This window comes from Herbaspirillum rhizosphaerae, from assembly GCF_001189965.1.
Classification (GTDB): domain Bacteria; phylum Pseudomonadota; class Gammaproteobacteria; order Burkholderiales; family Burkholderiaceae_D; genus Herbaspirillum; species Herbaspirillum rhizosphaerae.
Window position 1 is genome coordinate 537083 of record NZ_LFLU01000002.1, and the last position, 26176, is coordinate 563258.

The following is a 26176-nucleotide window of genomic DNA, read 5'->3' on the forward strand; positions in this document are numbered from 1 at the left end:
CTGCTTGTCCGCGGATCAGAGCTGAACCTTGAGGCGGTCCAGGGTGCTCTTGAGCACGTCGTTTTTCGGATCCTTGGCTTGCGCTTCACGCCACAGCTTTTTGGCTTCGTCCTGTTTGCCGCGTGCCCAGAGGATTTCGCCGAGATGGATGCCGATTTCCGGATCGGGACGCAGGCCGTAGGCGCGGCGCAATTCTTTCTCGGCCTCGTCCAGGTTACCCATGCGGAATTCCGCCCAGCCCAGGCTGTCGGCAATGAATGGATCTTCCGGCGCCAGTTCCACCGCCTTCTTGATTAGCGTCACGGCTTCCGGCAGGCGGATGTTGCGATCGGCCAGCGAATAGCCCAGCGCGTTGTAGGCGTGCTGGTTGTTCGGCGCCAGCGCGATGATCTTGCGCAGCGAGGTTTCCATGTCCTGATAGTTGCCGGTCTTGTCGGTCACCATCGCATAGTCGTACAGCAGGTCGGTGCTGTCCGGGAAGCGTTTCAGGCCTGCCGACAATACGTCCGACGCATCCTGGTAGCGCTCGCTGTCGCGCAGGATCTGCGCTTCGCCCTGAATCAGCTGCAGCAGCTCGCGGTCGTTGCCGGCATCCGATTGCGCTTGTTGCAGCACTTTGCGGGCGCCGTCGATGTCGCCGCTCTTGGCCATCAGTTGCCCGCGGCGGATTTGCACGGCGTTATAGGATTCACCCGGCTCGACCTGTTCCAGATACTTCAATGCGCCCGGAATATCGTTGCGCTCTTCGGCGATTTGCGACAGCAGCAACAGCGCTTGGGTCGGATCGCGTTCATCTTCCGGCTGGGCTGCGAGGACTTCCAGATAGCGCTTCAGGTAGGTTTCGCCTTCGGTCAGGTGATTGGTCTGCACATTCAGGATGCCCAACGCGTACAGCGTGGTCAGGTCGTCCTTGTCGTCCTTGAGCAAGGTCTGGAACTGGCTGCGCGCCTGTTCGAACTGTTTCTGCTCAACCAGTCCGCGCGCATAGGCGACGCGCACTTCGCGTGAATCCGGATATTTCTTGAGGAAGTCGGAGACCAGCTTCATCGCTTCGACGCCGTCCGGCGTGACTTGCGCCAGCGTCAGGATCGCCAGTTCGGAATCGGGTTTGATCTTCAGCGCCTGTCTGGCTTCGTCGCGAGCGCGATCGCCGTCGCGGTTGGCATAGGCGCCTTGCGCCAGCGCGACATGGGTTTCGAGCAGCGTCGGATAGGGCGCCACGATGTCTTGCAGGATGGCGTAAGCGCCGGATTTGTCTTTGGCGCGCATCAGCAGGCGCTGGATTTGCAGGATCATCGGGCCGCGCGCCTGCGGATCGGCTTCTGCCAGGCGTTGCGCCATCAGCGGCTGGATTTCCGAAATATTGTCGCCCAACATGATCAGGCCCAGATAGTTCTGCAGGGCTTCATCCGAATGCGGCGCCAGTTCGGTCCACAGGCGCACGGCGGCCAGCGCCTCATTGGGGTGGCGTGCCGCCAGCGCCATTTCGGCAGCGCGTTTTGCCAGGCGAGGATCGCGGGTTTGCTGCGCCGCGCCCAGCAGGGTGACATAAGCTGCTTGCCACTGGCCGCGCTGGAAGGCGATTTCAGAGCTCATGATCCGGAACAGGACTTCATCGCTCAGCTCAGGCGTCGGCAGTGCGTCTTCCGGCTGCTGCGCCCTGGCTTTGGCTTGTCCCTTGCGGGCCGGTGTGGCTTTGACCAGAGTCTGCTTCTTGCTGCTTGCAACGGTAGTCGTATCGGTCTCGCTGGGTTGCCGCAGGCTGGCACACGCGGAGAGCATGACGGAGAGCGTTACAATGGCGAGAGGTTTTTTCAAGGGAAATCCTGAGTAATTTGGCAAATGAGCGGACAGACATTAATTTTACGCTCAACGGCATGCTTCTTGGTGTAAGCGAGTGTAAACCATCTGCCGTATGATAGCGGCCCATAGTCGTCCATGCTTGCCCGTAAGCTTCTCTTGCAATCCCATTCAACCGTACGCGTTCCCATGCCTGAATTACCAGAAGTAGAAGTCACCCGCCGCGGCGTCGCTCCTCATCTCGAAGGGCGCGCGGTCACCGCCGTGGTGATGCGCCATACCGGCTTGCGCTGGCCGTTCCCCGCCGACCTGCAGCAACGGCTTGCCGGTCGCGTGGTGCGTTCGACCGGGCGGCGCGGCAAGTATCTGCTGATCAACTTCGACCATGGCACGCTGATCGTGCATCTGGGGATGTCGGGACACTTGCGTATTCTGCCTTTGGGCATAGCGCCGCAAAAGCACGATCACTTCGACCTCGTGGTCGGCAAGCAAGTCATGCGCATGACCGATCCGCGCCGCTTTGGCGCGGTTTTGTGGCACGACGTTGCCGATGGCGACATCGAGGAGCACATGCTGCTGCGTGGTCTGGGCCTGGAGCCGCTGGAAGACAAATTTTCGGCAAGAGAGCTGCATCGCCAGACGCGCAACCGCAGTGCACCGATCAAGCAGGTCTTGCTGGCCGGCGACATCGTGGTCGGGGTCGGTAATATTTATGCATCGGAAAGCCTGTTCAAGGCCGGCATCAATCCAAAAACGGCGGCAAGCAAAATCAGCCTGCCGCGTTACGAGAAACTGGCGGCGGCGATCCGCGAGACGCTCGCTGCGGCGATCGAGCAGGGCGGCAGCAGCTTGCGCGACTTTATTGCCGTCAACGGCCAGTCGGGTTATTTCCAGCAAAGCTATTTCGTCTATAACCGTACCGGCGAAGAGTGCCGCATCTGTGCGACGCCGATACGCCAGATCAAGCAAGGCCAGCGTTCCACCTTTTACTGTGTGATTTGCCAACGATGAAACGTGTTCTCACCAAAACGGATCTGACGCCCGGCGCCGTCCAGGCAGGCGCACTGACGGCGGCAGACAATTTCGCCGATCCCGGTTTTTCGGCCGCCGTCATCGGCTGGCAAAAGCAGCACGGCAGGCATGCCTTGCCGTGGCAGAACACGCGCGACGCCTATCGCATCTGGCTGTCTGAAATCATGCTGCAGCAGACGCAGGTGACGGCCGTGATTCCGTATTATCAAAAATTCCTGCAGAGTTTTCCGACCGTCGAAAGTCTTGCGGCGGCGCCGTCCGAGGCGGTGATGTCGCACTGGAGCGGGCTCGGTTATTACACCCGGGCGCGCAACCTGCATCGCTGTGCGCAGCGTGTGACGGAGGAATACGGCGGACGTTTCCCCGATGATCCCGACTTGCTGGCCGATCTGCCGGGCATCGGCCGCTCCACGGCTGCGGCCATTGCTGCTTTCGCCTATGGCAAGCGTGCCGCCATTCTCGACGGCAACGTCAAGCGCGTGTTTGCGCGCGTGTTCGGCGTCGAAGGTTTTCCCGGCGCCAAGCCGGTGGAAGATCAGTTGTGGCGGCGCGCCGTTGCCTTGTTGCCGCAAGCCGACATGGAATCCTATACGCAGGGTTTGATGGACCTGGGGGCGACGCTCTGCGTGCGCGGCAAGCCGGCTTGCGATCGCTGCCCGCTGGCGCAACGCTGCGTGGCGCTTGCCACGGACCGTACATCGGAGCTGCCGGTGCGCAAGCCGAAGAAGGCCGTTCCCGAAAAAGACACGATGATGTTGGTCATCAGCGAAGGTGGCGACGTCTTGTTGCAGCAGCGTCCCGACAGCGGGATCTGGGGCGGATTGCTGTCGCTGCCTGAGCTGCCGGTGAGCCGGAACGCCGAGGAGTTTGAACTCGCCGTCGACAATGCGACGCGCCCTTTCGGCACGATTGCCGCCTGCCGCAAATTGCAGCCGTTTTCACACGTCTTCACGCATTTCAAATTGCACGTGTCGCCGTTCCAGGTGGTGCTGAAAAAGCGTTTGCTGCAGGCGGCCGAATCGGTGTACGTCTGGTACCCGGTCGCACAGTTGGCGGATGCGCCTTTGCCCGCACCCGTCAAGAAACTGCTGCTGGGTGTGCTGCGCACCGATGATTTGCTGAATTGATGAGAGTTAAAATCGCTTAGCTGAGCTGGCGATGGCGTATCACGACATTCTCGTTTTCCGAGAAATATTTGGCCAGTTGCTCGACGATGTAAACCGAGCGGTGCTGTCCGCCGGTGCAACCGATCGCCACCGTCAGGTAGCTGCGATTGTCGCGCTTGAATGAGGGCAGCCACTTTTCGACGAAGTTGCGGATGTCCGTCAGCAAGTCATTCACGGCAGGCAAGTCGGCAAGAAATTCGATCACCGGCGCATCGCGTCCCGTGAGCGGGCGCAGGCGCAGGTCATAGTGCGGATTGGGCAGCACGCGGACATCAAATACCAGATCCGCATCCAGCGGCACCCCGAATTTAAACGCAAAAGATTCAAACAGCAGGGTGAGGCTTGCCTGCTCGGTATCGATCAGGTCGCGAATCCACGCGCGCAGCTTGTTGGCGCTCAGGTTGGAGGTGTCGATGACGTGGCCCAGACCTTCGACCACGCTCAGCATTTCTCTTTCCTTGTGAATGCACTCGGTCAGCGTCATGCGGTCGGTCGGGTTCTGGTCGGGCAGCAGGCGGTGCGACAGCGGATGGCTGCGGCGCGTTTCGGAAAAACGCGTGATCAGCGATTCGGTGGTTGCGGTCAAAAAGAACAGTTTGACGTCATGTCCCTGCTCCTTGAGCAACTGAATATCCGGTCCCAGACCCGCAAGCGAATCGGCGCTGCGCGCGTCGGTAGCGACGGCCATTGTCTCATCGCCTTCTTGCAGACGGGTTTCCACCAGGCTGCGCAGCAGCGCCGGCGGCAGATTGTCGACGCAAAAATAACCGGCGTCCTCCAGAACGTGGAGAGCGACCGATTTGCCGGAGCCGGAAATGCCAGTAATGAGGACGATACGCATGGGTATGATGATACCTCAATGCAAAGGATGCTTCTGCTTACTTCCAGTTTAACCCAAAATTTTTAGGGGTTTTCCGTACAGGAAATGGTCCCTTTGCAGCTTGTATTTATTCTTATTCGCCGTTCATCGCCTTGCGCTGGCGATCGATGAATTCCTTGAGCGTGTCGATGCCGCGCAATTGCAGGATGGTGTTGCGTACCGCGGCTTCCAGCAGCACCGCGATATTGCGGCCGGCCGCCACCGGGATCACTACCTTGCGGATCGGCAGGCCGAGCACGTCTTCGAACTGGGCGTCGAGCGGCAGGCGTTCGTAGTTTTCTTCCAGCGTGCTGCGGCGGACCAGATGCACGATCAGCTTCAGGCGCATTTTGCGGCGCACCGCGGTTTCGCCGAAGATCGCCTTGATATCGAGCAGTCCGAGGCCGCGCACTTCCAGCAAGTTTTGCAGCAGCGGCGGGCAGCGGCCTTCGATCATGTTCGGCGCAATACGCGCGAACTCGACGGCATCGTCGGCCACCAGACCGTGGCTGCGCGAGATCAGTTCCAGACCCAGTTCGCTTTTGCCGAGGCCGGATTCGCCGGTAATCAGCACGCCTACGCCGAGTACGTCCATGAACACGCCGTGCATGGTGATCTGTTGCGCCAGTTTTTTGGACAGGTAGACGCGCAGGTAATCGATGACTTGCGCGGCAGGCAGCGGCGTCGAGAACAGCGGGATGTTTTTTTCGTCGCAGATCGCCAGGATATCGGGCGGCGTCGCCAGGCCTTGCGCGATGATGAACGCGGGCGGCTCGCCAGCCACCAGTTCGGCGGTTTGATAAGCGCGGGAAGTGTTGGAGAGGCGCTGGTAGTACTCGGTTTCCTGATGGCCGAAGACCTGAATGCGGCCCGGGTGGATCAGGTTCAAGTGGCCGACCTGATCGGCGGCCGAGGCGGCGTCGCCGGAAATCAGTCGTTCTCCGCCGGGGAAGCCGGCAAACCAGCCCAGCTGCAGCGATTCGCGGTTTTCTTCATACAGTTGCTGTATCGATAGCGCGGTGTAGGCAGGCATGGCTCTCCGAAAGACGGTGGTTACGGTGCGGCGTTAATTCACGTTATGCGTGCGCGGACGCAGCGGATCCTGGTCATGTAAGGATCCGCGCGTTATTTTGCTTAATTGGTTTTTTCCAGCGACGGCTGCCAGGTGACCAGGCGCGAGTACACGGACGCTGCGTCGGGATCGGCGATCAGTTCAGCGCGGAAGGCATTATCCGAAAACATCTCTGCAATTTCAGACAGGATTTCCAGGTGCTGTTGCGTCACGTTGTCGGGGATCAGCAAAAAGATCAGCAGCTTCACGGGTTCGCCGTCGGGCGACTCGAAAGGAATCGGCTCGGCCAGGCGCATGAATAGCGCCAGCGGCGCCTTGAGTCCTTTGATGCGGCCATGCGGAACGGCCACGCCGTGTCCCAGCCCTGTCGAGCCTAGGCGTTCGCGTGCAAACAGGTTTTCAGAAACAGTGGAGCGAGCGATGCCGCTGTTGTTTTCAAAGGTAAGTCCGGCTTGTTCGAATGCTCGTTTTTTGCTGGAGACTTCTAAGTCCAGAATGACGTTCTCTGGGGACAGGATTTTTGCTAGATTTGTCATGACACAAAAGAAAGGCGCTAGATAGGCTTTTGTGCAGGATTATAGGCTTCTTTGGGAGTTACGCAATGAATTCCGGTGTTGCTTTCGGGTAAATGTCGGGCGCTGCGGGAGCGGCCCGGGAGGGTGATAAAAAATCGTTTTCCCCGGTAAGACGGGCCTGTTTTACCGGGGAAGCAAGCGCGCAGGTTTTACATCTCGATGCGGCCAAAAACCAACAGCACGTCGCCGCTGTTCTTGTTCGATGAGAAACGCGGAACGTAAGAAAACATGATTTTTGCCTTTTTGGTGCCGATCGATGCCAGCGGCAGCGGCACGGGGAAGGGGACTCCGCCGAAATAATCCTGGCGGCTCATCAGCATTGCCGTGCCGCCGATGCCAAGTTCCAGCGGCGTGTGGCTGATCGGAAACACCCACTCATAGGCGTAACCGGCCATGATCTGCGGATGGCGGTGCGAATCCTTGATCACGAAGCCGTACAGCGATTCGTCGTCGCCGCGCTCATTGCGCATGGTCTTGCCGTAGCCGAGGCCCCAGGCATGTTCGTTGAGTTCGTTCAGCTTCTCTTTGGTGTAGGTGCTGCGGCCATGGTGCGCCCATCCGGAGACGTAGATCGCATCGTCGCCCTTGTCGATGATTTCCGACGCGTGGTTCTTGGCGGATTGCCACCAGCTGAATTCGTCGCTCTGCTGGGCCATGGCAGGCAGCGATGCGCCTGCGCAGGCTACCGTGAAAATTCCCGCCAGCAAAGCGCGGTGGGAAGGGCGGCGGGAAAGGCGAAAGGAGGATGGAAATAATTGGCTCATATTTTTTATTGGCTATGAATGGTCGATTGCAATTGGCGTGGCATGTCCGGATTGACGGATATCTGCCTGGAGGAAACTGACCGTTTTCCCCGCCATGAAAAAAGGGCGTGGTTGTGCCGTTGTGCAGCGAAGACCGAGTTTGTGCAAAGACGAAAACGACGGCTGCAAGATCAGCAAAATCAACGCACATGAAGCCTTGCTTCAGAGCCTTGTTGCCGTTGTGCGTTTCGAATGTTGCGGATTGAAAATCAACGATGCAGACGAAGCATCGTCTGGTGAACTGTCCATGACTGAGACAAGATCATGGCACAAGAAGTTTTCTGAAAAACGTGAAAATAGTTTCAAAATGTTGCGGGAAGCGGCCTGCAGGCCGGTCGTTCGGCAGGAAACGCTGTATTTTCCGACGATGCGCAGGATGTAATTCCTTTGTAACAAGGAGCTTACATCTTGCGCCGGATCGATTTATTGACGTGCGTTTCTCAGGTTGGAAGGTGCACGGCTCGCAGAAAAATTACTGCGCCATGGATTGATGTCAAGACCGCCGCGCCGTGTATAACGCGCATAAACTGAAAGCTTCTGGGGTTTGCATTGACGCAAGACGTCGACAAAAATGCGCTCCACGCATTGCTCGTGAAATTCGTTGTGTTCACGGAATCCGATCAGGTATTTCAGCAAGGCTTCCTGATTGATCGGCGCGCCGACATAGTGGATCTGCACGCTGCCCCAGTCCGGCTGGCCGGTGACCGGGCAGTTGGATTTCAGCAGATGCGACAACAGCGTTTCTTCCACCATTGCTTCATCCTGATTGGCGAACAGCAGCGAGGGATTCGGATGATGGTCGACGACTTCGATATCCAGCCGGTCCAGCAGCAGGCCGCTCAGTTCGCCCATCTGCAAAGCGGAGAACGCGCCGGGTTCCGTCAGCGTGACTTGCACGCCGGCGCCTGCCGCCGCCGACAGATCTTTTTGCACGATATCGATCAACGCCTGCTGATCGTCAAGACGGGTCTGGTTGAACGAGTTCAGGTAGAGCTTGAAGGATTTCGATTCGAGGATGTTGGCGGAGTCCGCCGGAATCATGAAGGTGGCAATCGCAATCTGCGGCTTGCCGCGTTGATTCAGCCAGGACACTTCATACGCATTCCAGATATCGATGCCGAAAAACGGCAGCGTGCCTTGCAGGCCGAGTTCGTCGCGCTTGGCCTGGCGCGGAATCGGGAACAGCAAAGCCGGGTCGTAGGCGCTGGGATAAGCGGAGGACTTGCCCAGCGGCGAGGTGTCGGGTGAATTCGGGTGCATCATGGTCTTGCTTCCTTCGTGCTTCTGGCGTTTCTTTATGTGGCGTGTCGGTGCGGGTGCTGCAATTATCCTGGGCGGTTTAACCCAGGAACAGTTTGTACAGCGGATTCTTGCTCTCGTCCCAATGACGATAACCGAGGTTGTCGAGGAAGGCGCGGAAGGTTTTCATTTCCTTCTTTGGCACCTGCAGCCCGACCAGAATGCGGCCGACATCGCCGCCTTGATTGCGGTAGTGGAACAGGCTGATATTCCAGTTCGGATTCATGTTGCTCAGGAAGCGCATCAGCGCGCCCGGACGTTCCGGGAACTCGAAACGGTACAGCAATTCGTCCTGCGCCAGCGAACTCTTGCCGCCGACCAGATGGCGGATATGGACCTTCGCCAGTTCGTCGTGCGTCAGGTCCAGCGTGCTGAAACCGTTCTTCTCGAATGTCTTCGCGATCTTGGCCGGTTCGTCGGCGCTGCTGGTCTGGATGCCGACGAAGATGTGCGCGGACTTTGCATCGCTGATACGGTAGTTGAATTCGGTCACATTGCGCGGTCCGACCACTTCGCAGAAACGTTTGAAGCTGCCGTGTTCTTCCGGAATCGTGACGGCGAACACCGCCTCGCGCGCTTCGCCGACATCGGCCATTTCCGCGACGAAGCGCAGGCGGTCGAAGTTCATGTTGGCGCCGCAGGCGATGGTGATCAGGGATTCGTTCTTGATCGGCTTCTTGCTGTTTTTGGCGCGCTCGATGTAAGCCTTGGCACCGGCGACGGCCAGTGCGCCGGCTGGTTCGACGATGCTGCGCGTGTCCTGGAAGATATCCTTGATCGCGGTGCAGACGGCGTCGGTGTCGACCAGGATGATGTCGTCGACCAGTTGTTTGGTGATGCGGAAGGTTTCTTCGCCGACCAGCTTGACCGCGGTCCCATCCGAGAACAGACCCACGTCCGGCAAGGTGATGCGGCGGCCGGCCTTGATGCTGCGCGCCATGGCGTCGGAGTCCGTGGTCTGCACGCCGATGATCTTGATGTCCGGACGCACGGCCTTGACGTAGGCCGCGATGCCTGAGATCAGGCCGCCACCGCCGATGGCGACGAAAATGGCGTGGATAGGATCGGGATGCTGGCGCAGGATTTCCATGCCGACGGTGCCCTGGCCGGCGATGACGTAAGGATCGTCGAACGGGTGGACGAAAGTCAGCTTCAGTTTCTTTTCCAGCGTCAGCGCATGGTTGTAGGCGTCGGTGAACGAATCGCCGAACAGCACCACTTCGCCGCCGCGGCCCTTGACCGCTTCAATCTTCACGGTCGGCGTGGTGGTCGGCATGACGATCACGGCGCGGCAGCCGAGCTTGGCGGCCGACAGGGCGACACCTTGCGCGTGATTGCCGGCCGAGGCGCAAATCACGCCGCGCTTCAACTGCACCGGACTCAGATGCGCCATCTTGTTATAGGCGCCGCGCAGCTTGAAGCTGAACACGCTCTGCATATCTTCGCGCTTGAAGTAAATCCGATTTTCCATCCGCTGCGACAGGGTGTTGGCAATCTCCAGCGGCGTTTCAACAGCAACGTCGTAGACACGGGCGGTGAGGATTTTCTGCAAGTAGTCGGTGGTCATGGTCTGGTCAGGGCACAGTTCTGCGTGGTTCACGCAGTTTTGGTTACGCGATTTGTGTCCCGTTTTACCCCGCTTTCGCAGGTAGAACAGGAAAAGGCATGGTCGCGGCGAACTGATCATTATAATGGAGCCGCCGCACGGACTTATATTGACGCGTGCATGCGGCGTATCCGCCGTGACGAAAAAGGCTGAAAAATCGGCTATTGCAACCAATTGCGGTCAAAGTTCTCCTACTTCTTCCGCATCTTCCAATTACTTTCCCATCTGCATGATTGAAAACGCCATTCTCTGGTTATTGAAAACCCTTGCCGTCCCCACAGTCGGCCTGACTTCCGTCTTCATCATCAGTTTTGTTTCGGCAACATTGCTGCCGCTCGGCTCCGAGCCCGCCGTCTTTGCGGTCATCAAAGCCAATCCGGAGATCTTCTGGCAAGTGATTCTGGTGGCAACCGTGGGCAATACGCTGGGCGGCGTGGTGGACTACTGGATGGGATACGGCGCCAAGCAGACCTTTGCCAGAGAACGCACCAGCCGCTGGTTCCACTGGCTGGAGCGCTTCGGCGCCAAGACCATGCTGCTGGCCTGGCTGCCGGGTATCGGCGATCCGATCTGCACGCTGGCGGGCTGGCTCAAACTGCCGTTCTGGCCGTCGGTGTTCTACATGGCGATCGGCAAATTCGTGCGCTATATCCTGATGACCTGGCTGTTGCTGAATGTGCCGGACGGTTTCTGGCGCAGTGTGGCGGACTGGCTGGCCTAGGGTCTTTTTAGCCCAGCAGCGTATCAAGCAGCATCATCGTCACGAAGCCGGCCAGCAAGCCCAGCGTGGCTTGGGTTTCGTGGCCCTGGCGATGCGACTCGGGAATCACTTCGTGACTGATCACGAACAGCATCGCGCCGCCGGCGCCTGCCAGCGCCCACGGCAAGGCGGTTGCAGAGACGCCGGTCGCCAGCGCGCCGAGCACGCCGCCGATGGGTTCCACCAGGCCGGACAGAATTCCGGCGCCGGCCGATTTCCACGGCGAATAACCCAGCGTGCGCAAAGCCAGCGCCACGACCAGACCTTCCGGAATATCCTGGATCCCGATGCCGGTTGCCAGCGCAACGGCCTTGCCCATCTCATCCGCGCCGAAGCCCACGCCGATCGCCAGGCCTTCCGGGAAATTGTGGATGGTGACGGCCATCACGAACATCCAGATGCGGCTGGTGCGCGCAGAATGGATCTCCGGATTGGGCGCAATGAAATGCTGATGCGGCACCAGATGATTGATCGCCAGCACAAACAGACCGCCGAGCATGATGCCGGTTGCCGTCAGCAGCACCGCGGCAGTCTTGCCGTAACCCAGCGCCTGCGCCTGGTTCATGGCCGGAATGATCAGCGAAAATACGCTGGCCGCCAGCATGATGCCGCCGCCGTAGCCCAGCATCACGTCCTGGGTACGTTCCGAAATGCGGCGCGTGAACAATACGCCGAGCGCGCCCAGCGCCGTCAGTCCCGCAGCCGCAGAGGAGCCGAGCAAAGCCGGCATGACCTGCGGATGCGCAAGGAAGAAGCCGCTCAGTCCTTCGTAGGATTTGACCAGAATGAAAATGAGGCCGACCGCCAGCATGGCGATCTGGCGCCACCTCAGGCGCAGGCGTGGCGCAGCGTATTCAGCGGAGGTCGGAGCGGATTGGTTTAAATATGGTTTGCGCAATTGAGCTTGTATCATGGCAGTCATCCCTATCTGTATGGATTGGCGGATGGCTGTCCTAAGCTTTGCACTCGGCGTATTCAGCGAGGGTGATGGCTAGATTTTCCAGAAATTCGGTAATCAGTACTTGCAACATAGCATTCTCCACGGGGCTTGGGTGAAATTTCGACAAGCCAATAATAAATTTAAACAATTAGAATTAAAAAATTGATTGTATTTATTGATGCAATAGGAATGTTTATATTGCAATGCGGAAATTCACGCAAAAGTCGCTTACTTTCTCAAATAAGAAGCATTTCTCATTGTTCTGCCAAAAGTAAGGGCATTCCCTCGCGAGTGGCGGCAATAAGATAAAATGCACATCCGGCAGCAGATTTTTTTCCAAATTAATGAACGCCCCCGCAAAAATCCAGGCTTTGCTCACAGATGCGCCGCAAGGCGCCACTCCGACGCGCTTGCGCGAAATTCCCTACAACTACACCTCGTTCTCCGATCGCGAAATCGTGATTCGCTTATTGGGCGAGGATGCATGGCGTCTGCTCGACGAGCTGCGCGCCAAGCGCCAGACCGGTCGATCTGCGCGCATGTTGTATGAAGTGCTGGGCGACATCTGGGTGGTGCGCCGCAATCCTTATCTGCAAGACGATTTGCTCGACAATCCCAAGCGCCGCGCTGCGCTGATCGACGCGCTCAATCATCGTCTGGGCGAGGTGGACAAACGCCGCATCGACATCAACCAGGGTGAAGCCGGCGACGCCGACGCCGCGCGCCGCAGCACCAGTGTCGAAGCGCTGGTGCGTGCCGCAAAGAAAGCGGTTGCCGAGTTCTCCGAAGAATTCAAGCGGACCTACGACCTGCGCAAGCGCGCCAACAAGGTCCTGGGCCGCTACACCGCCAAAGACAACATCAAGTTCGACGGCCTGTCGCGCGTCTCGCACGTGACCGACGCCACCGACTGGCGCGTCGAGTATCCGTTCGTCGTGCTGACGCCCGACAGCGAAGACGAAATGGCCGGCCTGGTCAAGGCCTGTATCGAACTCGGCCTGACCATCATCCCGCGCGGCGGCGGCACCGGTTATACCGGCGGCGCGATTCCGCTCACGCCGATGTCGGCCGTCATCAATACCGAAAAGCTGGAACAGCTCGGCGCCGTCGAGATGGAAGTGCTGCCCGGTCTGGACAAACCGTACGCCACGATTTACTCGGGCGCCGGCGTGGTCACCAAGCGCGTCTCCGATGCGGCTGAAAAAGCCGGCTTCGTGTTCGCGGTCGACCCGACCTCGGCCGAGGCTTCGTGCATCGGCGGCAACGTCGCCATGAACGCCGGCGGCAAGAAGGCCGTGTTGTGGGGCACCGCGCTCGACAACCTGGCCAGCTGGCGCATGGTCGATCCGCAAGGCGACTGGCTCGAAGTCACGCGTCTGGATCACAACCTCGGCAAGATCCACGATGTCGAACTCGCGCGCTTCAAGCTCGAATGGTCGCATCCCGGTGAAAAAGGCCAGAAGACCGAAGTCTTCAAAACCGAAATCCTCGAAATCGCCGGCCGCAAATTCCGCAAGGAAGGCCTGGGCAAGGACGTCACCGACAAATTCCTGTCCGGTCTGCCGGGCATCCAGAAGGAAGGTTGCGACGGCCTGATCACCTCGGCGCGCTGGATCCTGCACAAGATGCCGAAGCAGACGCGCACCGTCTGTCTCGAATTCTTCGGCCAGGCGCGCGAGGCGATTCCGTCGATTGTCGAAATCAAGAATTACCTCGATGCCGAAACCAAAAAGGGCGGCGCCATCCTGGCCGGCCTGGAACACTTGGACGAGCGTTATCTGCGCGCGGTCGGCTACGCCACTAAATCCAAACGCGGTGTGCTGCCGAAGATGGTGCTGATCGGCGACATCGTCGGCGACGATGAAAACGCCGTGGCGCAAGCCGCGTCGGAAGTGATCCGCATGGCCAACAATCGCGTCGGCGAAGGTTTCGTCGCGATCAGCCCCGAGGCGCGCAAGAAATTCTGGCTCGACCGTTCGCGCACCGCCGCGATTGCAAAGCACACCAACGCCTTCAAGATCAACGAAGACGTGGTGATTCCGCTCAATCGCATGGGCGAATACACCGACGGCATCGAGCGCATCAACATCGAACTGTCGATCAAGAACAAGCTGCAATTTCTGGACGAGCTCAACGCCTTCTTCGCCAAGGGCAATCTGCCGCTGGGCAAGAGCGACGACGGCGAAGGCGAGGACATTCCAGCGGCAGAAATGCTGGAAGACCGCGTACATCAGGCCGAAGCGCTGATCGCACAGACGCAGGCGCGCTGGACCTATCTGCTGGCCAATCTCGACAAGCCGCTGCGTGCGGCCAAGGACGAAATGGCTGCGCTGGGTCTGGACAAGCTGCTGCCGGTGTTTGATCAGCGTCTGATCGAACAGCCTGAGGCCAATGTCTTCCACGTGGTGCAAGATCGCACCGTGCGCGTGACCTGGAAGCAGGAAGTCCGTGCGCAATTGCGCCAGATTTTCAGCGGCGCCGCGTTCAAGCTGATCCTGGAAGAATGCAACGCCATCCACAAGCGCGTGCTGCGCGGGCGCGTGTTCGTTGCGCTGCACATGCACGCCGGCGACGGCAACGTGCACACCAATTTGCCGGTCAACTCCGATCATTATCAGATGCTGCAGGATGCCCACGAAGCCGTGGCGCGCATCATGGCGCTGGCGCGTTCGCTGGACGGCGTGATTTCCGGCGAGCACGGCATCGGCATCACCAAGCTGGAATTTTTGACCGAAGAAGAAATCGGCGAATTCCGCGCCTACAAATTGCGCATCGATCCGGAAGGCCGTTTCAACAAGGGCAAACTGCTGAACCTGCCCGGTTTTGAAGCCGACCTGAGCAACGCCTACACGCCGTCTTTCGGTCTGATGGGCCACGAATCGCTGATCATGCAGCAAAGCGATATCGGCGCCATCGCCAACAGCGTCAAGGACTGCCTGCGTTGCGGCAAGTGCAAGCCGGTGTGTGCAACGCACGTACCGCGCGCGAACCTGCTGTATTCGCCGCGCAACAAGATCCTGGCGACCTCGCTGCTGGTCGAAGCCTTCCTGTACGAAGAGCAGACCCGCCGCGGCATCTCGATCAAGCATTGGGAAGAGTTCGAAGACGTCGCCGATCACTGCACCGTCTGCCACAAATGCGTGACGCCGTGCCCGGTCGATATCGACTTCGGCGACGTCTCGATGAACATGCGCAATCTGCTGCGCAAGATGGGCAAGAAGTCGTTCAACCCGGGTACTACCGCGGCGATGTTCTTCCTCAATGCGACTGATCCGGCGACCATCAACGCCACGCGCAAAGTGATGACCGACTGGGGCTTCAAGGCCCAGCGCCTGGGTAACGACATCCTGAAGAAGTTCGCGAAGAAGCAGACGCAGAAACCTGCAGCTACGGTCGGCAAGGCGCCGATCAAGGAGCAGGTGATCCACTTCATCAACAAGAAGATGCCGGGCAATCTGCCGAAGAAGACCGCGCGCGCCTTGCTGGATATCGAAGACGACAAGATCGTGCCTATCATCCGCGATCCGAAGACGACCACAGCCGATACCGAAGCCGTGTTCTACTTCCCCGGTTGCGGTTCGGAGCGCCTGTTCTCGCAAGTCGGCCTGGCGACACAGGCGATGCTGTGGAACGTCGGCGTGCAGACTGTCTTGCCGCCGGGCTACCTGTGCTGCGGTTATCCGCAACGCGGCAGCGGCGACTTCGACAAGGCCGAAAAGATCATCACCGACAACCGCGTGCTGTTCCACCGCATGGCCAATACGCTGAACTACCTCGACATCAAGACCGTCGTGGTGTCTTGCGGCACCTGCTACGACCAGTTGCAAGGTTATGAATTCGAGAAGATCTTCCCTGGCTGCCGCATCATCGACATCCACGAATATCTGCTGGAGAAGGGCGTGCGCCTGGAAGGTGTGACCGGTACCCGCTACATGTACCACGATCCTTGCCACAGCCCGATGAAGCTGCAGGATCCGCTGAAGACGGTCAATTCGCTGATCACTACCATCGACGCACAAAAGATCGAAAAGAACGATCGCTGCTGCGGCGAATCGGGCACCTTCGGCGTGAGCCGTCCGGATGTCTCGACCCAGGTGCGCTTCCGCAAGGAAGAAGAAATGCGCAAGGGCGCCGACAAGGTGCGTGCTGACGGCTTCGACGGCGACGTCAAGATCCTGACATCGTGCCCGTCGTGCTTCCAGGGTTTGTCGCGCTACAACGAAGATTCCGGCACCACCGCCGACTACATCGTGGTCGAAATGGCCAAGCATCTGCTCGGCGAAAACTGGTTGCCGGACTACGTGGCGCGCGCCAACAACGGCGGCATCGAACGCGTGCTGGTGTGAGCATGAGCAATGTCAGCGCTTGCGATCTGTGCGACGGCGACGGCGGTCAGCTGGTATTCAAAAACGACGGCTATCGCGTCGTGCTGGTCGACGAAGCCGCTTACCCCGGTTTCTGCCGCGTGATCTGGAACGCTCACGTCAAAGAGATGACGGACCTGTCGCCAACTGACCGCAACGCCGTCATGCATGCGGTGTGGGCCGTCGAAGCCGCCGTACGCGAAGTCATGCAGCCGGAAAAAATCAACGTCGCCAGCCTCGGCAACATGACGCCGCATGTGCACTGGCATGTGGTTCCACGCTATACCGACGATGCGCATTTCCCTAGTCCGGTCTGGGCGGAGGCCAAGCGTGAAACTCCGGCGGCAACGCTGGAGCAGCGCCGCGCGAAACTGCCGCAACTGCGCACCGCCATCGAACGTCATCTGGCGACGCCATCCTGACCTGACGACCTTCATGAAGACCGGCTGTCTCGCAAAGAATAAAAGCCAGGCAGCCAGCCTTCGTTTCACGGAATAGAAAGCGCAAGCAATGAGTTCTGGTCCTATCCCCGTATCCTTCAAAGTCCGCACGCAATCGCGCGTGATGGAAGTCGCCTTCGACGACGGCGCGATGTATTCGATTCCCTTCGAACTGCTGCGCGTGTATTCGCCGTCCGCCGAAGTACGCGGCCACGGTCCCGGCCAGGAAACGCTGCAGACCGGCAAGCGCGACGTCGGCATCGTCGGCGTCGAGCCGGTCGGCAACTACGGCATCAAACCGATTTTTTCCGACGAGCATTCCAGCGGGATTTTTACCTGGGAATACCTTTATCAGCTCGGCCGCGACCAGGATGCGATGTGGGAAACCTATCTGCAAAAACTGGAAGCCGCCGGCTTCACCCGCGACAGCGGCAGGGAACCGGGCGCTGTCGTTTCAAACGACAAGGGAAACGGCCATGCCTGTGGACACCACCACTGAATCGACCGGCTTCATCGTCCGCGCCGCACATCCCGGCGACGTCGACGGCCTCACCAAACTGATCAATCTGCCGGGTTTTCGCCACGGCACCTTGCGTTTGCCGCACCAGACCTTCGAGACCGTGCGCAAATGGTTGGAAGCACCGTCCGTGGGCGGCCTGCATCTGGTTGCGGTGGAAGGTGGAACGGTCATCGCCCAGGGCAGTCTCACCCGTTATGCGGGACGGCGCAGTCATGCGGCGTCGATCGGGATGGGCGTGCACGATGCGCACTGCGGCAAGGGCGTCGGCTCGGCTTTGATGAAAGAACTGGTCGATGCCGCCGACAACTGGCTCGATATTCGTCGCCTGGAACTGACCGTGTTCAGCGACAATGCGCCGGCCATCGCGCTGTACCGCAAGTTCGGTTTTGAAACGGAAGGCGAGCACAAGGCGTTTGCCTTCCGCGCCGGCGAGTATGTCGATGCGCTGGCCATGGCGCGTTTGCGTGGCTGATGCCGGACGGCATCGCCTCATATTGACCTTATATAATGTCGCATTACTCATAACAGCTTGCCTTATGACCAATACCACCCACTTCGGTTACGAAACCGTCGCAGAAGAAGACAAAGTACATAAAGTCGCGGAAGTCTTCCATTCCGTCGCCGCCAAGTACGACATCATGAACGACTTCATGTCGGCCGGCCTGCATCGCGTGTGGAAGGCCTTCACCATCGCCCAGGCAGGCATCCGTCCGGGTTTCAAGGTGCTCGACATTGCGGGCGGCACCGGCGACCTGTCCAAGGCGTTTGCCAAGCAGGCGGGTCCAACCGGCGAGGTCTGGCTGACCGACATCAACGAATCGATGCTGCGCGTGGGCCGCGATCGCCTATTGAATAAGGGCATTCCGACCCCCACCTTGCTGTGCGACGCCGAGAAACTGCCGTTTCCTGATAACTACTTCGACCGGGTCTCTGTGGCGTTCGGTTTGCGCAATATGACGCACAAGGACGCGGCGCTGGCGGAAATGCGCCGGGTGCTCAAGCCGGGCGGCAAGTTGCTGGTGCTGGAATTTTCCAAGGTCTGGGAGCCGCTGAAGAAGCCTTACGACGTGTATTCCTTCTCGGTGCTGCCATGGCTGGGCAAGAAAGTCGCCAACGATGCGGAAAGCTATCGTTATCTGGCTGAATCGATTCGCATGCATCCCGATCAGGAAACCCTGAAAAAGATGATGGAAGACGTCGGCCTGGAGCGTGTGCAGTATTACAACCTGACGGCCGGCGTGGCGGCATTGCATACCGGTATCAAACTCTAGCCTGAACCAATTTGTAGGAGCTTGTGTGAAAAAGTTATTCGTCATCCTGATGCTGGCCCTGACGACCATGACGGTCGCGATGTCCGGCGCCGAAGCCAAACGCCTCGGCGGCGGCGGCTCGTTCGGCAAGCAATCCTCGAACTATTCGCGCCAGGTGCCGACACGCCCGGCGCAATCGCCGTCCAACGTCGCTCCTGCCAAACCGGCAGCGCCTGCTGCGGCTCCGCAAACAGTGCCGCCCAAGCCGGCCAGCCCATGGAAGGGCATCCTCGGCGGCGCCTTGCTGGGTCTCGGCCTGGGTGCGCTGTTGTCGCATTTCGGTATGGGCGGCGCGATGGCAAGCATGATCAGCACCATTCTGATGGTCGCCTTGCTGGCCTTCGTGGCGATGTTCCTGTTCCGCATGTTCAGCCGCAAGAGCGGCAATACAGCTAACAGCGGGGGCTTCAATCCGCAACCGGCCTACGCCAGTGCTGCCGAACCGACCGTCTACACGCCGGAAATCGGCTCGCGCATCGAACCGGTCGGCGTGCAAGCGCCGGCAGCATTGCAATCGAACGAGTTCGGTTCGACCACGCCTGCTGCCGCGGCCAACGCGCCGATCATTCCCTGGGGCATCCCGTCCGATTTCGACGTTGCCGGTTTCATCCGTAACGGCAAGACCTACTTCATCCGCCTGCAAGCGGCATGGGACAAGGCCGACATCAACGACATCCGCGAATTCACCACGCCGGAAATGTTCGGCGAACTGCGCCTGCAATTGCAGGAGCGCGGTGCGGCAGCGAACAACACTGATGTCGTGCAGATCGACGGCGAGCTGCTCGGCATTGAAACGCTGGAGCACGATTACCTGGCGACCATCAAGTTCACCGGCCTGATCAAGGAAGCGCCGGATGCATCGGCCGAACCGTTTGCCGAAATCTGGAATCTCTCCAAGCCGGTCAACGGCAGCGGCGGCTGGGTGCTGGCAGGCATTCAGCAGGTGTAGTCCGATGCCGGCTCCCCGCACACAATGCCTGGAGTCACTTGGCCGCGCCAAGAACTGTTAAACTTGAAACCGCCCGACTTCTCTCGGGCGGTTTTCTTTTTTGATGCCGCACATTCCCATGCTCTCTAATTTCATGCGCCCCGTCGCTGCCGTCATCAATCATTTGCTTGCCCAGGAACCATGGGCCCAGGCCCGGCTGGTCGCACATCGCGACAAGACCGCCTGCATCGACGCCGGCCTGGCGCAACTGATGCTGACCGTGACCGGCGACGGCTTCCTCAAAAACGCCGATGAAAACGCCGTGCCGGCCGTGACGATCCATGTGAAATTGACCGATGTGCCGCTGATTCTCGCCAATCGCGAGCGTGCCGTTTCTTACGTGAAGATCGAGGGCGACGCCGATTTCGCCAACGCCATTTCCCAGTTGAGCCAGTCGCTGCGCTGGGATGCCGAAGAAGACCTCAGCAAGGTAGTCGGCGACATCGCCGCCGCGCGCATCGTTTCCGGCACGAAGTCGGTCATCTCCGCTGCGCAGACCACGCAAAAACAACTCGCCGAAAATGTCGCCGAATACTTTCTGGAAGAACAGCCGATGCTGATACGTCCCCACGTCATGACCGAATTTTCCGGCGACGTCGTCAAACTGCGCGACGACCTCGAACGCCTGTCCAAGCGGATAGAGAAGCTGGAGCGCCGCTGATGTTTCTGCGTTCCCTGCGTCTGTTCAAGATCGTTCGCGTCGCGATCCGTTATGGTCTCGATGAAATCGCGATTTCCGGTTTCGACACGCCGCGCATCACCCGTTTCCTGAATGCGATTTTTTTCTGGCGCGATATTTCGACGCCGCGCGGCGAGCGTCTGCGCCGGGCGCTGGAAGACCTTGGCCCGATCTTCGTCAAGTTCGGGCAAGTGCTGTCGACGCGCCGCGATTTGCTGCCGCTGGACATTGCCGACGAGCTGACGCGTCTGCAAGACCGCGTGCCGCCCTTCGATTCCGAGCTGGCGATTGCGCAGATCCAGAAATCGCTGGGCGCCCATCCCGATGCCTTGTTCGCCACTTTTGACCGCACGCCGATCGCCTCGGCATCGATCGCCCAGGTGCATTTCGCCACGCTGAAGGACGGCACCGAAGTCGCCGTCAAGGTGCTGCGTCCCGGTATGCGCAACACTATCGACCACGACATCGGCCTGATGCATATCGCTGCTGACTGGGTGGAGCGCCTGTGGGCCGACGGCCGCCGCCTCAAGGCCAGGGAAGTGGTCGCCGAGTTCGACAAATACCTGCACGACGAACTGGACCTGATGCGCGAAGCGGCCAACGCCAGCCAGTTGCGCCGCAACTTCGCCAACTCCGATTTGCTGATGGTGCCGGAGATGTATTGGGATTACTGCTCCTCGTCGGTGATCGTCATGGAGCGCATGCACGGCATCCCGATCGGGCAGACGGCGCGCTTGCTGGAAGAGGGCGTCGACCTGGAGAAGCTGTCGCGCGACGGCGTCGAGATCTTCTTCACGCAGGTGTTTCGCGATGGTTTCTTCCACGCCGACATGCATCCGGGAAATATCCTGGTGTCGACCGCACCGGCTACCTTCGGCCGCTATATTGCGCTGGACTTCGGCATCGTCGGTACGCTGACCGATTTCGACAAGGATTACCTGTCGCAGAATTTCCTGGCGTTCTTCCAGCGCGACTACAAGCGTGTGGCCGAAGCGCATATCGAATCCGGCTGGGCGCCGAAAGAAACGCGCGTCGACGAACTCGAAGCTGCGGTGCGCGCTTGCTGCGAACCGATCTTCGATCGCCCGCTGAAGGACATCTCCTTCGGCCAGGTGCTGCTGCGCCTGTTCCAGACCTCGCGCCGCTTCAACGTCGAAGTGCAGCCGCAACTGGTGCTGCTGCAAAAGACCTTGCTCAACGTCGAAGGCCTCGGCCGTCAACTCGATCCCGATCTTGATCTGTGGAAGACCGCCAAGCCTTATCTGGAGCGCTGGATGAACGAGCAGATCGGCTGGCGCGGTTTTGTGCAGCAGTTGAAAATCGAAGTGCCGCGCTACAGCCGCCTGCTGCCGCAATTGCCGCGGCTGGCGCATCAGGCGCTGACGATGGCGACCGAGAACAATCAGAACTCGCAAAACGCCGAATTGCTCAAGAAGCTGGTGAGCGAGCAGCGCCGCACCAACATGCTGCTGGGCGTGATCGTGTATTTTGGCGGCGGCCTGATCGGCGGGATTATCGTCGTGCAATTGCTGATCCATTTCCTGCGGTTTTAACGAGGACGATCGCGTTTCTGCATACATGAATGCGGCCGCATGTTGAGTCAATAGAAAAACAAACAGAGACAGATACGGGACAGGGATGACAGCCGGACAGAATTCATCGCGCTTGCATTGGTTGCCTTTCATCGTGGCCGCGACCTTCTTCATGGAATACCTCGACACCACCATCATCGCGACAGCCTTGCCGCAGATGGCGCAGGCGTTCAAGGTGGGGCCGAATGAACTGAGCCTGGGCATGACTGCCTACATGTTGACGCTGGCGGTATTCATCCCGATCAGCGGCTGGGTGGCCGACCGTCTCGGTTCGCGCACGGTGTTCGGCTCTGCCATCGTGATTTTTACGCTGGCCTCGGTCTTGTGCGGGATATCCGGCAGCGTGTTCGAGTTCACGGCGGCGCGTATCCTGCAGGGCATGGGCGGCGCGCTGATGGTGCCGGTCGGTCGTCTGATCGTGGTGCGCAACACCAGCAAGGACAAGCTGATGAAAGCGATCTCGACCATCACCTGGCCGGCGATCGTGGCGCCGGTGGTCGGGCCTTCTCTCGGGGGATTCATTACGACGTACTTCTCCTGGCACTGGATCTTCCTGATCAATGTGCCGTTCGGCATTGCCGCATTGATTGCTGTACTCAGCATCGTTCCCAACGAACGCGGCAATCAGCGCAAGCCGCTCGACATGGTGGGCTTCTTCCTCAGCGGTACTGCGTTGACTTCGCTGTTATATGGCACGGAACTGGCCAGCCATGCAGAGACCAACTTGCTGGTGGCTGTCATGTTCATCGTTGTCGGTATCGTGCTCGGTGTGTTTTCGTATCGGCATGGCATGCGTCGCGAACACCCTTTGCTTGATTATTCGACGCTCAAGGTAACGACATTCAACGTGACGGTTGTCGCCGGCTCGTTCACCCGCATCGGTATTGAGGCCGTGCCGTATTTGCTGCCGCTGCTGTTCCAGATCGGTTTCGGCTTGTCGGCGTTTCATTCCGGTTTGCTGCTGCTGGCCAGTGCACTGGGCAACCTCGGCATGAAGATGTTCACTACGCGCGTATTGCAGCGCTTCGGCTTCCGCCGCGTGGCGTTGAACAATGCAGCAATTGCCGGCGTGTTCGTGCTGGCTTGCGGCCTGCTCACGGCGACGACGCCGGTGCCGGTGGTATTGATGACGATCTTCATCTATGGTCTGTCGCGCTCGATGCAGTTCACCACGCTGGCGACCCTGGCCTATGCGGATGTCAGCGAAGCGCAAAAGAGCGCTGCTTCGACTTTGTGGAGCGTGGCGCAGCAGATGACCATCGGCATGGGGATCGCATTCGGCGCACTGGCGTTGCGCGTGGCGTCGTATTTTAACGGCGGCGCTGATATTGCGGGCACGGCCGGCGGCGAAGCGCATTTTTCCGTCACCGATTTTCATTGGGCGTTTGCGATGGCCGGTTTGTTGACCTTGTGTTCGGCGCTGGGCTATCGCGGCCTGGCGAAAGATGCCGGCGACAATCTCGGCGGCGGTGTGCGTGGCGCGCCGAAGAATCGCTGAGGTTTCAAAAAGCTGAAGTTTCAAAAAGCCGAAAACCGCCGCGCCAGTTCTTCGCGGCGGAAGTGTTCCACCACATAGTCGACGAACACGCGCGTCTTGGCCGGCAACAGCCGCGCCGCAGCGAAGTACAGCGCCAGCATGCCGCCGTCGACATGCCAATCCGGCAGTACCCTCACTAACGTCCCTTTGTTCAGATAGACCACGGCGTGCGGCATCGCCGTCAAGGTAATCCCCATATCCATTTCGGCAATTTCGCAGGCGGCGTTGGGATCGCTCATGGTCATTTTCACCTTGAGGTCAATTGGTGCCTGCACGCCATCTCCGTTGCGCAGCGTCCATGAACGAACGCGGCCCGTTTGCGGCGAGCGGATCAGGATGCCGTCGTGCTGGACGAGGTCTTCGGGAGTACGGATCGGAGGACGCGACGCCAGATAAGCCGGCGACGCCAGCAATACCCGGTGCGCCGGCGCCAGCTCGCGCGCGACGATACCGGGCGGCAGCTCGATGCCGCCGCCGATGGCCGCATCGAAACCTTCCGTGATCAGGTCCACCGGCCGGTTGTCGAAATGCCAGTCCGGTGAAATGGCCGGATAGCGCTCCAGAAATCCACCCAACAGCGGCACGATGTATTCGCGCCCGAAACCGGTTCCCATGCTCACTTTCAACACGCCTGCCGGCTGACCGCCGGCGCTGGCCAGATTGGCGACGGCACTTTGGATGCTGGACAAGCCGCCGCTCACCTCTTGCAAAAATCGTTCGCCGGCTTCGGTCAGACGCAGGCTGCGCGTACTGCGCTGAATCAGCCGCACGCCCAGATTGGATTCCAGCCGGGCGACGTTCTTGCCAACGGCGGCCGAGGTCAGGCCGAGCCGCCGCGCGGCTGCGGAGAAGCTGCCGGCTTCGGCAGAGGCGACAAAGCACTCAATGCTGGTTAGGGATTCCATGCGCCTATTTTAAACATAATGTTTAAAAAGAAGATAGTGATTGCCAGCTAGTTTAAACATAATCGTTACCCCATACTTCATTCCAAGCCAAACGGAATTCGAGACCAACCCAAGGAAACCGCAGGCCATACATTTATTTTTTCTTATCCAAACAAGGAGCAATATCATGACTGCAAACATCAACACCAATCTGACCCTGTCCAATAAGGTTGCCTTCGTGCAAGGCGGTTCGCGCGGCATCGGCGCCGCCATCGTCAAGCGCCTGGTGCGCGAAGGCGCTATCGTCGCCTTCACCTATGTCAGCTCGCCCGACAAGGCGCAGGCGCTGGTCACCGAAGTCGAAGCCAAGGGCGGCCGCGTTCTGGCGATCCAGGCCGACAGCTCGGACACCGTAGCGCTGCAACAAGCTATCCGCATCGCCGCGGAAACTTTCGGCCGTCTCGACATCCTGGTCAACAACGCCGGCGTACTGGCGATGGGCCCGGTGGAAGAATTCAAGCTGGAAGATCTGGACCGCACCCTGGCAGTGAACGTGCGCAGCGTGTTCGTTGCGACTCAGGAAGCCGTGCGCTTCATGGGTGAAGGCGGCCGCATCATCACTATCGGCAGCACCAACGCCGATCGCATGCCGTTTGCCGGCGGTGCCGTGTACGCCATGAGCAAGTCGGCCATCGTCGGCCTGACCAAGGGCTTGTCGCGCGACCTCGGTCCACGCGGCATCACCGTCAACAACGTGCAGCCTGGTCCGGTCGATACCGACATGAACCCGGCCAACGGCGATTTCGCTGAAACGCTGAAGGGTCTGATGGCATTGCCACGCTATGGCAAGGACGAAGAAATCGCCAGCTTTGTGGCGTATCTGGCCGGTCCTGAAGCGGGTTACATCACCGGCGCCAGCCTGACGATTGATGGCGGCTTCTCGGCTTAATGTCGCTTCTGTCTTGATGGCAAAAAGCCGTCGTCCCAGCGAAAGCTGGGACCCAGTGTCGTTATTCGCACATCTCAACCGCATGTGCTCGCAACGAAAGTCACTGGGTCCTGGCTTTCGTCAGGACGACGGCTTTTTTAGTTAGTGTGTTACGGATGTTCAGGCAAACAAGCGTGCCAGCTCGACACCCGGTTCCGGCGCACGCATGAAGGCTTCGCCGACCAGGAAGGCGTTGACGTTGGCGTCGCGCATACGCTTGACGTCTTCCGGCGTGGCGATGGCCGATTCGGTCACGACCAGTTTTTCCGCAGGAATGTGCGGCAGCAGGTTCAGTGTCGTGTCCAGCGTGGTTTCAAAGGTACGCAGATTGCGGTTGTTGACGCCCAGCAGCGCGGTTTTCAGTTTCAGCGCCGCGTCGAGTTCGACGCCGTCATGCACTTCCACCAGCACACTCATGCCGAGTTCATGGGCGCAAGCTTCCAGCTCCGCCATCAGGCCGTGGTCGAGCGCAGCGACGATCAGCAGGATGGCGTCGGCGCCCCAGGAGCGCGCTTCATAGACCTGATACAGATCCATCATGAAATCCTTGCGCAGCACCGGCAGCGCGCAGGCGGCACGCGCCTGCCTGAGGTAGTCCGGCGCGCCCTGGAAAAATTGCACGTCGGTCAGCACCGACAGGCAGGCTGCGCCATGGGTGGCGTAGCTGACGGCGATCTCGGCCGGCTTGAAGTCGGGACGGATCACGCCTTTGGACGGCGAGGCTTTCTTGACCTCGGCGATGATGCCGGCATGACCGGCAGCAATTTTGCCGCGCACCGACGCTTCAAAGCCGCGCAACTGTGTACGCGCCTCTGTATCGGACTCGACGTCGCGACGCAGGCTGGCGAGGTCGCGGTGCTTCTTCGCCGCTTTGACTTCCTCGGCTTTGACGTCGAGGATCTTGTTGAGGATGTCAGACATTTTTATTCCTTGGTTGCTGCTTATTTACGTTGCTTATGTGC

At 59.5% G+C, this 26176-nt stretch carries 24 protein-coding genes; 14 read left to right on the forward strand and 10 right to left on the reverse strand.

Features of this window, described 5'->3' with window-relative positions; translation table 11 throughout:
- Positions 1-15: 15 nt before the first annotated feature.
- A complete protein-coding gene (locus tag AKL25_RS05240; RefSeq protein ID WP_205627210.1) occupies positions 16-1818 on the reverse strand; it encodes a tetratricopeptide repeat protein in 1803 nt (600 codons plus the stop codon).
- A gap of 171 nt (positions 1819-1989) precedes the next feature.
- Between AKL25_RS05240 and mutM the strand changes: the two genes are divergently transcribed.
- Both mutM and mutY read left to right on the forward strand, forming a co-directional pair.
- On the forward strand, positions 1990-2811 hold the full coding sequence (gene mutM / locus AKL25_RS05245) for a bifunctional DNA-formamidopyrimidine glycosylase/DNA-(apurinic or apyrimidinic site) lyase (RefSeq protein WP_050476565.1): 822 nt from the start codon (positions 1990-1992) through the stop codon (positions 2809-2811).
- Positions 2808-3959: an A/G-specific adenine glycosylase gene (gene mutY / locus AKL25_RS05250; protein ID WP_050476566.1), complete on the forward strand. Its 1152-nt coding sequence runs from the start codon at positions 2808-2810 to the stop codon at positions 3957-3959. The genes mutM and mutY overlap by 4 nt, the downstream gene beginning before the upstream one ends.
- Positions 3960-3975: 16 nt before the next feature.
- Here mutY and rapZ read toward each other — a convergent pair whose 3' ends face one another.
- The 4 genes from rapZ to AKL25_RS05270 form a co-directional block, all read right to left on the reverse strand.
- Entirely contained in the window at positions 3976-4839 is an 864-nt protein-coding gene (gene rapZ, locus AKL25_RS05255) for an RNase adapter RapZ (RefSeq protein WP_205627211.1), read from the reverse strand.
- A 112-nt stretch (positions 4840-4951) separates the two neighbouring features.
- Positions 4952-5890: an HPr(Ser) kinase/phosphatase gene (gene hprK, locus AKL25_RS05260; protein WP_007880748.1), complete on the reverse strand. Its 939-nt coding sequence runs from the start codon at positions 5888-5890 to the stop codon at positions 4952-4954.
- A gap of 101 nt (positions 5891-5991) precedes the next feature.
- On the reverse strand, positions 5992-6465 hold the full coding sequence (locus AKL25_RS05265; RefSeq protein ID WP_050476568.1) for a PTS sugar transporter subunit IIA: 474 nt from the start codon (positions 6463-6465) through the stop codon (positions 5992-5994).
- A 188-nt stretch (positions 6466-6653) separates the two neighbouring features.
- Complete coding sequence (locus AKL25_RS05270; protein ID WP_157050491.1) at positions 6654-7160, reverse strand: hypothetical protein; 507 nt, start codon at positions 7158-7160, stop codon at positions 6654-6656.
- Between the two features lie 202 nt (positions 7161-7362).
- Between AKL25_RS05270 and AKL25_RS05275 the strand changes: the two genes are divergently transcribed.
- The gene (locus tag AKL25_RS05275) at positions 7363-7689 is read left to right on the forward strand and encodes a hypothetical protein (RefSeq protein WP_157050493.1); all 327 of its coding nucleotides are present in this window, start codon (positions 7363-7365) and stop codon (positions 7687-7689) included.
- A 41-nt stretch (positions 7690-7730) separates the two neighbouring features.
- Here the strand turns inward: AKL25_RS05275 and queF are convergent, their stop codons facing one another.
- Positions 7731-8570 carry an NADPH-dependent 7-cyano-7-deazaguanine reductase QueF gene (gene queF / locus AKL25_RS05280; RefSeq protein ID WP_050476571.1) on the reverse strand — a complete coding sequence of 280 codons (840 nt, stop codon included), beginning with the start codon at positions 8568-8570 and terminating at the stop codon, positions 7731-7733.
- A gap of 76 nt (positions 8571-8646) precedes the next feature.
- Positions 8647-10206, reverse strand: coding sequence for a threonine ammonia-lyase, biosynthetic (gene ilvA, locus AKL25_RS05285; RefSeq protein WP_276203001.1), 1560 nt, complete (start codon positions 10204-10206; stop codon positions 8647-8649).
- A gap of 235 nt (positions 10207-10441) precedes the next feature.
- On the opposite strand from ilvA, the gene AKL25_RS05290 reads away from it, so the two are divergent.
- Positions 10442-10933: a YqaA family protein gene (locus tag AKL25_RS05290; protein WP_050476573.1), complete on the forward strand. Its 492-nt coding sequence runs from the start codon at positions 10442-10444 to the stop codon at positions 10931-10933.
- A gap of 7 nt (positions 10934-10940) precedes the next feature.
- Here the strand turns inward: AKL25_RS05290 and AKL25_RS05295 are convergent, their stop codons facing one another.
- Positions 10941-11885 (reverse strand): ZIP family metal transporter, encoded by a 945-nt coding sequence (locus AKL25_RS05295; protein WP_050476641.1) that lies wholly within the window; start codon positions 11883-11885, stop codon positions 10941-10943.
- 371 nt (positions 11886-12256) lie between these two features.
- Between AKL25_RS05295 and AKL25_RS05300 the strand changes: the two genes are divergently transcribed.
- The 9 genes from AKL25_RS05300 (at position 12257) to AKL25_RS05340 (ending at position 23303) form a co-directional block, all read left to right on the forward strand.
- The gene (locus AKL25_RS05300) at positions 12257-16258 is read left to right on the forward strand and encodes a DUF3683 domain-containing protein (RefSeq protein WP_050476574.1); all 4002 of its coding nucleotides are present in this window, start codon (positions 12257-12259) and stop codon (positions 16256-16258) included.
- 2 nt (positions 16259-16260) lie between these two features.
- Positions 16261-16698 (forward strand): HIT family protein, encoded by a 438-nt coding sequence (locus tag AKL25_RS05305; RefSeq protein WP_050476575.1) that lies wholly within the window; start codon positions 16261-16263, stop codon positions 16696-16698.
- Between the two features lie 88 nt (positions 16699-16786).
- Positions 16787-17215, forward strand: a complete 429-nt coding sequence (locus AKL25_RS05310) for a gamma-butyrobetaine hydroxylase family protein (protein WP_050476576.1) — start codon at positions 16787-16789, stop codon at positions 17213-17215.
- Positions 17193-17708: a GNAT family N-acetyltransferase gene (locus AKL25_RS05315; protein ID WP_050476577.1), complete on the forward strand. Its 516-nt coding sequence runs from the start codon at positions 17193-17195 to the stop codon at positions 17706-17708. The genes AKL25_RS05310 and AKL25_RS05315 overlap by 23 nt, the downstream gene beginning before the upstream one ends.
- A gap of 64 nt (positions 17709-17772) precedes the next feature.
- Entirely contained in the window at positions 17773-18507 is a 735-nt protein-coding gene (ubiE, locus tag AKL25_RS05320; RefSeq protein WP_050476578.1) for a bifunctional demethylmenaquinone methyltransferase/2-methoxy-6-polyprenyl-1,4-benzoquinol methylase UbiE, read from the forward strand.
- Between the two features lie 25 nt (positions 18508-18532).
- A complete protein-coding gene (locus AKL25_RS05325) occupies positions 18533-19495 on the forward strand; it encodes a Tim44 domain-containing protein (protein ID WP_050476579.1) in 963 nt (320 codons plus the stop codon).
- Positions 19496-19628: 133 nt separating this feature from the next.
- Positions 19629-20195, forward strand: coding sequence for a ubiquinone biosynthesis accessory factor UbiJ (locus AKL25_RS05330; protein WP_050476642.1), 567 nt, complete (start codon positions 19629-19631; stop codon positions 20193-20195).
- Positions 20195-21766 (forward strand): ubiquinone biosynthesis regulatory protein kinase UbiB, encoded by a 1572-nt coding sequence (gene ubiB, locus AKL25_RS05335; protein ID WP_050476580.1) that lies wholly within the window; start codon positions 20195-20197, stop codon positions 21764-21766. Before AKL25_RS05330 ends, ubiB begins: the two co-directional genes overlap by 1 nt.
- 85 nt (positions 21767-21851) lie before the next feature.
- Positions 21852-23303 (forward strand): DHA2 family efflux MFS transporter permease subunit, encoded by a 1452-nt coding sequence (locus tag AKL25_RS05340; protein ID WP_050476581.1) that lies wholly within the window; start codon positions 21852-21854, stop codon positions 23301-23303.
- Between the two features lie 20 nt (positions 23304-23323).
- Here the strand turns inward: AKL25_RS05340 and AKL25_RS05345 are convergent, their stop codons facing one another.
- Positions 23324-24247 carry a LysR family transcriptional regulator gene (locus AKL25_RS05345; RefSeq protein WP_050476582.1) on the reverse strand — a complete coding sequence of 308 codons (924 nt, stop codon included), beginning with the start codon at positions 24245-24247 and terminating at the stop codon, positions 23324-23326.
- A 166-nt stretch (positions 24248-24413) separates the two neighbouring features.
- Here AKL25_RS05345 and AKL25_RS05350 point away from each other — a divergent pair, with 166 nt between their 5' ends.
- The gene (locus tag AKL25_RS05350) at positions 24414-25175 is read left to right on the forward strand and encodes a 3-oxoacyl-ACP reductase family protein (protein ID WP_050476583.1); all 762 of its coding nucleotides are present in this window, start codon (positions 24414-24416) and stop codon (positions 25173-25175) included.
- 159 nt (positions 25176-25334) lie between these two features.
- Here the strand turns inward: AKL25_RS05350 and trpC are convergent, their stop codons facing one another.
- Positions 25335-26135, reverse strand: a complete 801-nt coding sequence (gene trpC, locus AKL25_RS05355) for an indole-3-glycerol phosphate synthase TrpC (RefSeq protein WP_050476584.1) — start codon at positions 26133-26135, stop codon at positions 25335-25337.
- Between the last annotated feature and the right edge of the window lie 41 nt (positions 26136-26176).